The organism is Pacificibacter marinus (assembly GCF_018860505.1).
In the GTDB taxonomy this organism is placed as follows: Bacteria; Pseudomonadota; Alphaproteobacteria; order Rhodobacterales; family Rhodobacteraceae; genus Celeribacter; species Celeribacter marinus_B.
This window is the reverse complement of record NZ_JAHKPU010000031.1, coordinates 1-9,847: the sequence shown is the minus strand read 5'-3', so window position 1 is coordinate 9,847 and position 9,847 is coordinate 1. Positions and strand designations below refer to the sequence as shown.

General features: G+C 50.4%; 9 protein-coding genes. 7 read left to right on the top strand and 2 right to left on the bottom strand.

The features are described 5' to 3' along the window. The first annotated feature begins 374 nt into the window (after positions 1-374). The 4 genes from KO503_RS11750 to KO503_RS11735 all read left to right on the top strand — a co-directional run bounded on the left by KO503_RS11750 (position 375) and on the right by KO503_RS11735 (position 4,795). On the top strand, positions 375-911 hold the full coding sequence (locus KO503_RS11750) for a tripartite tricarboxylate transporter TctB family protein (RefSeq protein ID WP_215991751.1): 537 nt from the start codon (positions 375-377) through the stop codon (positions 909-911). A gap of 37 nt (positions 912-948) precedes the next feature. Continuing rightward, positions 949-2,493: a tripartite tricarboxylate transporter permease gene (locus KO503_RS11745; RefSeq protein WP_215991750.1), complete on the top strand. Its 1,545-nt coding sequence runs from the start codon at positions 949-951 to the stop codon at positions 2,491-2,493. A gap of 41 nt (positions 2,494-2,534) precedes the next feature. Further along, entirely contained in the window at positions 2,535-3,497 is a 963-nt protein-coding gene (locus KO503_RS11740) for a Bug family tripartite tricarboxylate transporter substrate binding protein (RefSeq protein ID WP_215991749.1), read from the top strand. Between the two features lie 89 nt (positions 3,498-3,586). Continuing rightward, complete coding sequence (locus KO503_RS11735) at positions 3,587-4,795, top strand: MFS transporter (RefSeq protein ID WP_215991748.1); 1,209 nt, start codon at positions 3,587-3,589, stop codon at positions 4,793-4,795. 422 nt (positions 4,796-5,217) lie between these two features. Here the strand turns inward: KO503_RS11735 and KO503_RS11730 are convergent, their stop codons facing one another. Then, positions 5,218-5,985 (bottom strand): amino acid ABC transporter ATP-binding protein, encoded by a 768-nt coding sequence (locus KO503_RS11730; RefSeq protein ID WP_215991747.1) that lies wholly within the window; start codon positions 5,983-5,985, stop codon positions 5,218-5,220. 21 nt (positions 5,986-6,006) lie between these two features. Continuing rightward, the gene (locus KO503_RS11725) at positions 6,007-6,672 is read right to left on the bottom strand and encodes a GntR family transcriptional regulator (protein ID WP_215991746.1); all 666 of its coding nucleotides are present in this window, start codon (positions 6,670-6,672) and stop codon (positions 6,007-6,009) included. A gap of 177 nt (positions 6,673-6,849) precedes the next feature. On the opposite strand from KO503_RS11725, the gene KO503_RS11720 reads away from it, so the two are divergent. From KO503_RS11720 to KO503_RS11710, 3 genes are all read left to right on the top strand, one after another. Then, on the top strand, positions 6,850-7,659 hold the full coding sequence (locus KO503_RS11720) for an ABC transporter substrate-binding protein (protein WP_215991745.1): 810 nt from the start codon (positions 6,850-6,852) through the stop codon (positions 7,657-7,659). Between the two features lie 81 nt (positions 7,660-7,740). Further along, on the top strand, positions 7,741-8,412 hold the full coding sequence (locus KO503_RS11715) for an amino acid ABC transporter permease (RefSeq protein WP_215991744.1): 672 nt from the start codon (positions 7,741-7,743) through the stop codon (positions 8,410-8,412). A gap of 40 nt (positions 8,413-8,452) precedes the next feature. Then, positions 8,453-9,601 (top strand): aminotransferase class V-fold PLP-dependent enzyme, encoded by a 1,149-nt coding sequence (locus KO503_RS11710; RefSeq protein ID WP_215991743.1) that lies wholly within the window; start codon positions 8,453-8,455, stop codon positions 9,599-9,601. The last annotated feature ends 246 nt before the right edge of the window (positions 9,602-9,847 follow it).

Below are 9,847 nucleotides of genomic sequence, written 5' to 3'. Positions count from 1 at the left end.
ATGCTAGCCCAACCCCATCCCTCCGACACCGCAGTAAGTGGAAATACTCCCTTTCCCAATAATCGGAAATCAACTCCAGAATGCCGAAGCGAGGTATAAATCGACAGCGTCAGACATATTAACTTGCGCCAACGGAGCTCCCGCGGCTGACATTTCGGAAAAAGGGTTGTTCTAAACACACCATAGATAAAATTAGCTTTGCGTGTTCAGGTGTTGTTAACTTGCAAGTCTGGATCAAACGTCAACGATCAGTATTGATCGGTCCATTTGTAAGCGGGGGCAGTACGTCTGGGAGGGCATAATGCGACATTTAAGTAAGGTCATGGCCTGTACGCTATCGGTGTCTCTCTATGGTTTGGGGAGGGCGAAATACTATGTCTGAAGAGTTCGAAGTCTCATCTGACGCACAAGTCGCAGAAACATATTCTCTTAATTTCAATGTGGTCTGCGGGATTGGGTTTATCATTGCCGGCATCGTCATCTGGGTGATTACGCCCCATCAAGTCGAAAAGGCGTTGGTCCTTTTTGGCGATCCGTCGACAGGTTTAGACCCACATTTATTTCCACGCATCGTCGGCATGGCTTTCGTCTGCCTTGGGCTTTGGTATTTGGTCAAAGCAGGTTTCATGACCGAAAAGAACCTGTTCAGGGAACTTGACCGCGAAGCGTTCATAAACACCACTGTCTCGCTGGCCGCTTTTACCGCATTTGCTGTCCTCATGACGGTTCTTGGATTTGTCGTCTCGTCGGCCCTGCTGATTTTTGGCTTGAGCACATTTTACGGCAATCGAACCTACTGGCTTGGCCTGCTCGTTGCCTTAGCGATGCCGCTTGCGATCTTTAATCTATTCACACGGGTCATGCAGGTCTTCTTACCGGCATTCCCATTTGCGGACATGGGCTGGTTCTAAATGCATATCGCAATGACACCTCCAAGGAGTACTTAGAATGGGACTATGGGACAGCTATCTGGCAAGTTTTCCATTATTGTTGCAGATCGAAACATTTGCGTGGATCGCCACTGGATTGTTTCTAGGGGTTTTTGTAGGGGCTATGCCGGGTCTTACGACAACCATGGCAATGGCTATTCTGTTGCCGATTGCCTTTTTCAGCGAACCGTTGATCGGGGTTCCGTTCCTTATGGGCGTGTATAAGGGAGGCATTTTCGGCGGAAGTATTCCGGCCATTCTTGTGTCCATTCCGGGAACGGGCGCTGCGGCGGCAACTGTGTTTGATGGCCCCGCGCTCACGCGCAAGGGGCAATCGCGCAAAGCGCTGGATATGGCGTTGGTTGCCTCCGTCATCGGGGACACATCCAGCGACATCATTACGATCATCGCCATCGGTGTCTTTGCGATGATCGCAGCTCAGATCGGGCCACCGGAATTGGCCGCTGTCATACTGTTGAGCTTGATCGTCATTGCGGCGACCAGCAACGGTCTTTTTGTCAAAGCCATGGTCATGCTGGTTCTAGGACTTTTCCTCGGGATGATTGGTCAGGACCCTATCGGTGCGTTATCGCGTTTCACATTCGATGTGTTCGAGTTGCGTTCGGGGATCCCGCTGTTGCCGATGTTGATCGGTTTGTTCGCACTTCCAGAAGTTCTGATTGCAGCTGAAAAGCGCGCGAGTGCATATGTTAAGGGCTCCTTGAATCTGGGCAAAGAGGCGCGTCTGACTTGGGTTGAGTTCCGGTCGTGTCTCCGCACGATCATTCGATCCACAGGTATTGGAACAATGATAGGGGCCATTCCGGGGACGGGGCAGGTCGCGGCGGCGTTTATCGGCTATGCTGCTGCCAAGAATGCATCAAAAGAACCTGAAAAATTTGGCACAGGCCATTTGGAAGGCGTCGCTGCACCCGAGGCTGCGAACAATGCAGTGAACGGACCGACGCTGGTGCCGCTTTTGACCCTCGGTATTCCAGGGGACAACATCACGGCAATTCTTCTTGGTGCATTCATTGCGCAAGGCATTCGCCCTGGGCCGGACTTGATGATCGAACAAGGTCCGATGGTTTATGCCATTCTCAATGCGATGATTATCGCTAACTTGATGTTGCTGGTGATTGGGTATTTCACAATCCCGCTGTTTGCACGGGTCGTCACGATCCGCAAATCCCTACTTTTACCGCTGACTGTGACGCTCGCGTTCGCGGGAGCCTACGTTTTCCGCTACGAGCCGACGGATCTTTATTTTTTAGTTGGGTTCGGGCTGTTTGGCTACGCATGTCGCAAGCTACATTTTCCGGTCACCCCGATGATCATGGCCTTCATCATCGGGCAAGATCTGGAACGCGCAGTCGGTCAATCCATTAGCATCGCTCACGGGGATATTTTGGGGTTCATTTTGTTTGAACGTCCAGTTGCGCTGTGTCTGTTGCTCGCCACCCCGCTTCTCGCGTGGTGGATGTGGCGCCGCACCGTCAGCATGCAACGACTGGCGAGCAAGATGCTTACGGAGGAGAAAACACGTGCATCCCCGAATGCATGATCCGAAATTCGAAATGATGGCAACCTAACTGGAGAAAAGAAATGATGCGCACTATTTTCAATCACGTCGCTGTAGGTGTTCTTGCTGCAACGATGGGTGTTTCAACGGCTCAGGCACAGGACTTCCCTGAAAAGGCGATCACACTTATCATTCCGTTTGGGGCTGGTGGGTCCCACGATGTAAATTCACGGGTGGTTACCAGCCTTATTTCAGAATACCTCGGGCAGCCCATGATTGTAAAACTAATGCCCGGTGCTAGTGGCCAGACCGCGACGGCGGAAGCGGCGAATGCGCGACCTGATGGTTATACCTTGTTGTTTACGCACAATATTTATGACCAGTTGCAAAAATACACGACACAGTTACCCTATGATCCTCTGGAGGATTTCGTGACAGTCGCGCAGTTGAACACCGTCGCGACCTGTATTGTTGCGAACTCAGACGGAGACTTCAAAACCTTTGATGATTTGATCGAATTTGCGCAGGACAATCCGGGTGAAATTGAATGGGCGCACAGTGGCCAGTGGGGCTCGGGAATGATCCATGCTGCCGAAATCATGTCGCGCTATGATGTCCGGTTCAACCTGACTCCTTATCCCGGTGGCGGACCGGCATTGCAGGCTGTTCTGGCCGGCGATGCGGATTTTACCACAGTCTCTCCCAGCGTGATTCAGGGTCTGGGTAGCCGTATTGTAACGCTGGCCTGTGGTGAAGAAAGTGATGCGATCGCGGATGACATTCCTATCTATGGGACTGATCTACCTTTGCTTGAAGGGGTAGGCGTCATGCACCGTATCGTCATGGCTCCAAGCGATATAGCCGAGGATCGTCTCGCTCTTTTGCGTCAGGCATTTGTGGACCTGCAAGAAAACGACACTTTCAAATCATTGATGTCAAGAATTGGTGAGACAGAAAGCTTTGTTGATGGAGCCACTTACGAGTCTCGCCGAGCCGAACAATCGCAAACTTTTAAAGAGTTGGTTATTAAGCTCACCCAAAACTAAATGGGTAACCTTTAATAATCGAGTTAGGGGCACTTTGGTGCCCCTATAACACCAAAGACCCACGTGAAACAGTAGGGGCTTTGCCCATTATGAATTCAGATCGCACGTCTAAGAACCGTTGGGTTTTTTTGGCAGCAGCAATGTTTGTGCAGGCTTGCTTTTCCGTCTTGCAACAGGGGTTTCCAGCGTTGGGACCCGTGCTTCTCATGACTTTCGATCTCTCCCTCGCTGAATTGGGTTTTCTACTTGCTTCAGTGTCATGGGGCGTTGTCCTAACAATCTATATATGGGGAACACTGGCGGACAGCTTTGGTGAGAGAGCGGTAGTCGTGGCCGGTCTTGGCGGGGCTTCTGTGGCGTTGCTTCTTGCATCCTTCCAAACGAGTCCACTTGGCCTAGGCCTAGCTTTGATCGCCTCAGGGGCATTGGGATGCGCGGCGGTTGTATCATCGGGGCGGGCTGTTTCTGTCAGGTTTGCAGGTGCGGAACTGGGTTTTGCAATGGGGCTGCGTCAGGTCGCGATTCCGGCAGGAGCGGTGATTGCTGCCTTGATGGTGCCACTCATCGTTTGGCAATTCGATTTGAGGGGCGTTTTCATAAGCCTTTCCATATTCGCTGGCGTCGGTGCAATCGTAGGCTTCACCAATTTCTCGTCCCGTTTGCCTCTCAACTATGAAAACAAAAAGGCTCGAACAGATCGGCCTCCCTATACAGATTCCAGCGTCTTGAAGTTGGCGTTCGCTTCAGGCCTGCTTCAGTGGGCTCAGGTTTCTTTAAACGCGTTTATCACTGTCATGCTGGTTGAAACTCAGAATGTGGGCGTCGGTGCCGCTGCTGCCATTTTTGCCATTATCCATATTCTATGTGGCGTTATGCGGATTCTATTGGGTTGGTGGAGTGACCGATCCGAGACCAGTCTACCGGACTTAGTTCGATGTGCGGCTGCAGTAACGGTTTCGATTCTTGTGGCGTCGATGTTTGTGGGCACTCAAGGCCCAATATCTATTGGAGTTTTGGTTTTAACCACGGTGTTATCACTCAGCTGGAATGGGTTGGCAGTAACGGCTCTAGTCGGTCTCGTAGGGCAATCCCGTGTCGGATCCGCCATGGGATTACACGCTACGATGATGCGTTTATGCTCACTTCCCACGGCGGTTCTATTCGGGTGGGCGGCATTAAATTTGGGCTGGTCAAAATCGTTGCTGATCCTGTCCATCTTTCCTGCTGGGGGCGCTGCAATATTGTGGTCGTTACATCGACAATCACGAGACACTGGCAGGTCACGGGAAATGAACTGAGTTGGTTGAGGCCAGCGGTATCCGCTCTTTTGACAGCGACCACCAAGAAACGCGTGGTCTTGCGCGATGCATATTGGAGTGGGTTTCAATGGCCGAGGACGTGAGGCACTCTGCTGCTTTAAGGTTTTTGATCAAATTACGCAGTTTAGACGAGGTAGACTACGGTGGTTGCATCCTCCCGCAATCAACACTAATTCACTAACATAATCAACGGCTTGAGTTTTGTCGCTCAGGCCTTCTTTGCAGTTGGATCTCAAGTACTCATTGGAACGTAAATTTTAAAGCTGGTGATTGGCCGCAAAACAAAATTGGGCGCGTACCGAGGTAATTATTTTGAATGAATTAAGCCTCATATTCAGCGTTTCGGATACTGTCATATTTCCAGAAAATTGTAACTTGTATTCCCGATTTGTATGATAGCTTTAATGGCCGAATATCTGGCTGAGAAATAGCTGTGTGCGCTTGTGTTGTGGGTTGTCAAAGAATTCTTCTGGTGTGTTCTCTTCGACAATTTTGCCTTTATCCATAAAGATAACACGGTCAGCAACTTGACGCGCAAACCCCATTTCGTGGGTGACACAAATCATCGTCATGCCCTCTTCTGCAAGTGTGATCATGGTGTCGAGCACTTCTTTGATCGTTTCAGGATCAAGCGCGGAGGTCGGTTCGTCAAAGAGCATGGCGCGGGGCTTCATGCAAAGCGAGCGAGCGATTGCAACGCGCTGTTGTTGTCCGCCCGAGAGTTGGCCTGGGTACTTGGTCGCTTGATCGCCGATCCGTACTTTTTCAAGGAAATGCATCGCGACGTCTTCAGCATCCTTGCGTGAAAGCCCGCGCACAGACATGGGGGCGAGGATGCAGTTTTCAAGGATACTCATGTGTGGAAACAGGTTGAAGTTCTGAAAGCACATCCCGACTTCAGATCGGATTTTGCTGATATTTTTCACGTCGGATGTTAACTCGATTCCATCCACCACGATTTGACCTTTTTGATGGGTTTCAAGCCGGTTGATGCAGCGTATTAGTGTGGATTTTCCTGATCCTGACGGCCCTGCAATTACAATCCGCTCACCTTGGTTTACGGTTAAATTGATGCCACGAAGGGCATGATACGTGCCGTACCACTTATTTAAATCCGTGATGCGGATGGCTGCATCGTCACGTGCGATAATCGTGGTCGGTTTTGTCATGAGCGGGTCCTTTACGGAAGGTTAGAGGAGGGAGTCTGTATGTGCACCGTGCGCGCGCAGATAGCTTTCTTCGCCAGCGAGTACAAAGCGCAAGATGAGCAGTTCTACATCGATGCCGTTTCGGCGACTGAAGGCTGTAAGCATCTGGCGGTGAAAGGAAACAAGGGTTCGTTGTGAGGCGGCATCGTGGAAAGTCACCATGCGAACGGCTTGGATTTGCGCCATGTATCGCAAGATTGTATCGCGCAATTCTATATTAGGAACGGCCATAATCCATGTGCGACGGATGATTTCAGAGGCATTGAACAGTTGCGAGATATCGCCAGTCTCGATCGTGCTTTCGGATAACGCGACAGCACGTTCCAAGGTTTTCAAGTCGTCGTCTGTCAGCTCAAAGCTCGCAAGGGCTGCGGCGCGAGGTTCAAGCAATCTACGCAGTTCGAAAATTTCAAGAATTTGCCGATGCCCCAGCTCGGGCAACGTGAAGCCACGTGTCGAACTTGCAAGATATCCCTCATGGGCAAGTCGCATAAACGCATCACGCACGGGCATCCGTGACACATTGAATTCGGCGGCTACCGCCGTATCAACGAGGCGGTCATTATGAGTCAGTTCTCCGCGTTGAATGCGACCGAGATACTCGTCATAAATGACGTCTTTAATGTGTCTCTTTGGTGGAACTGACATAAATACCTTTAAATCTGTATACTGTTATTGCGTAAATAATAACAAATATGCCGAAAATAGCCAGTAAAAAGCTTTAGGTTTAAATAAAATGTTTGAATTCGTATACGATCATGCCTATCGTGAAGGTGAGCGTAGAATCTAGAATAGCGCCACTCACCCAACAACAGGGACTTAACCATGACATTTAAATCACGACACCTTATCTGCTTTACCGTAGCGCTTATGACTGTTTTCTCTGGCTTCAGCGCAAGTGCTGCAGAAACATTCAAAATTGGCTCTTATCCCGCAAACCCACCTTGGGAATTCAAAAATGAAGCAGGCGACTTTCAAGGTTTCGAAGTTGATATCGTAACCGAAATCGCATCCCGTCTTGGTGCCGACGTCGATATCAGCGGTCTTGATTTCCGCGCACTTTTCGTGGCAACGGCTTCAGGTCGTGCGGACGCTGTGATTTCCTCTCTCACAATCACGGATGAACGCCTTGAATCGCAGTCCTTCACACAGCCCTACTTTTCAGGCGCACTCGGTTTTGGCGCCAAAGAAGATTCAGGCATCGAAAGCCTTGATGATTTACATGGAAAAAAAGTTGGTTCAATCGCAACCACTTTCTCAGAAGGCTGGCTTAAAGATCGCGAAGACGAACTTGGTTATGCGTCCTACGGAAGTTACGACAGCACCGCGAATTTGCTAACAGATTTGCGCAATGGTCGGATCGATGTCGCTGTGAACGAGATTTTGGGGCTTCGCTACGCTTTCACACAGCCACAACTTAGCAATCTTAAAGTTGTGATTGAGGTTCCCACTGGGGACAAATTTGCAATCATGATGCCCAAAGATTCAGAAAACCTTGGCGCGTTCAATGACACGCTTTCTGCGATGAAAACAGATGGGACAATGGCGACCATCTATGAAAAATGGTTTGGTGTTGTACCTGCTGCTGACAGCCTGACCTTAACGCCACTTCCGATCCCGACTTTGGCAAACTGACCTACTGGTGTGGGGGCGTGATGACGTTTCCACATCTTTTAAATACAACCAAAGACAGCTTGAAAGGCAGCAGTGCAGCACATGGAAATCCTCGATATTTTCTTTAACCTCGACGTCATGAGGCGCTCTTTCCCCATTTTGATGCGGGGACTTGTGAACACCTTGCTTTTAGGCGGTGCAGCCTCAGTGTGTGGCGGTATTTTAGGGGTGCTCGTTTGCTTGGTGCGTCTCTATGCGCCCAAACCCTTTCGGCTTTTTGCGATTCTTTTTGTCGACATTATGCGCGCCATTCCTGTCTTGGTCGTCTTGATCCTCGTCTATTATGCCTTGCCGTTTGCTGGTATTGTCTTTCCCCCGTTTATCGCCGCAACAATAGCGCTATCTCTGGTCCTTGCTGCTTATACGGCTGAGGTTGTGCGTGCAGGAATCGAAGCTGTTCCGAAAGGCCAATTCGAGGCGTCTGAGGCGCTTGGCCTCTCGTTTTTTACCATGATGCGTAAAGTCGTTTTGCCACAAGCTTTGCGGATGATGATCCCGCCGCTCGCATCTTATTGCGTCGCCATTATGAAAGATACGTCGCTAGCGTCATTCGTGACGATGGGTGATCTTTTAAAGCAGGCAACAGATGCTCAAGCGCTGTTTGCAAACCCAACGCCACTGTTGCTGGCCGCGCTGATTTATATCGCGATCCTTTGGCCAATGGTGCGCTTTACCAGCTGGTTAGAGCAACATTTCAGGCGCGGATACCACTAAGCAAGCGCCCCACTTTCATTTAGTTTTACGGAGAATTCCTATGTCCGCACTTAACGGTGGCGACGCCTATCTTCTATACCATTCCATCGGCCATTACCCAGATAAAGAAGCGGATATGGCGAATGAGCTCGCATCCTTTTCAACGGTATGGTCCGCGTTCAATGATGGGCAGTGGAACGACATTCTAGGCAAACGCCAAAAGTTCATCGATCTCTGGGCAGAGCTGATCTGCGCCCCCAAAGGGACATTGACCACAGCAGAAAATGTCACATCCGCGATGATGACTTTTATCGGATCTTTACCGTCAGAAATGCTTGTTGGTAAAAAAGTTCTTGTCGCAGAAGATGGCTTTCCGTCAATCCATTTTCTGCTGACAGGTTTGGCAGAGCGTTACGGTTTCACTTTGCAAACTGTGCCGCTGCGCCAAGGGGCGCATTGGGTTGAGGAAGATGATCTTATTGCGGAATGGGACGATAACGTAGCATTGGCACTTTTGACGTGGATCAGCTCGACCACTTCCCACCGCAATGATCTATCACGTCTTGTCGAACATGGTCGCAAAATGGGCAGCTTAATTGGCGTTGATATCACCCAAGGTGCGGGACTTTTGCCTTACGATGTAAGTGCGCCGCAGGTGGACTTTGTTATTTCAACCAGCCTGAAATGGCTATGCGGGACACCGGGCGCAGGCATCCTTTATGTCGATGAAAAACTATTGCCAATGTGTCAACCAGATCTGCGCGGTTGGTTTTCGCAAGATAATCCGTTCTCTTGGGGCTTAGACGCTTTTGCGTTTGCGCCAGACGCGCGACGGTTTGACAATGGGACGCCGTCTACCTTGTCTGCAATCGCGAGTCTTCCAGCACTTGAATGGCGGATGAAGCAAGATACCGATGCATTTGTGGCGCACAATCAGCGTCTTTGCGCGATGCTTTTAGAAGGCCTAGAAGGGCTTGGTTTGACGCTTGCGACGCCACGCGAAGCGGATCGTCGTGGCGGGAGCTTAATGCTGTCGTTGCCAAAGCATATCGTTGCTGCTGATGTTGTACAAAAACTACGTGAGCAACAGATTTATATGGATTGCCGAGATCAAACTTTGCGCATGTCTCCTGGTCCGATCACGACAGTTGATGGCGTTAAGCGGACGCTGGCTGCATTAAAAGATATTCTGGACAATCTTCATCCATAGCGGTCCATACCTATAGGGCCACCGCCTTGCAGGCGATTGCTCTGCTGTACCCTGGCGATAAGACTTCAGCGCTTGTGACGCCCCCCCTCGGGGTGTTTATGCCCCGAGGGGGGCGTCACGCCCTCGATTGCTTTTCGTTTTCATGTGCTCACCTGCTTCAGCTGAAGCAGGTGTTCGGCTGCAACCTCGTGAATCGTTTGCCGTCACTGTCTCGCTTCAGGCGCTATGGTCTTGTCCCGCTTACGT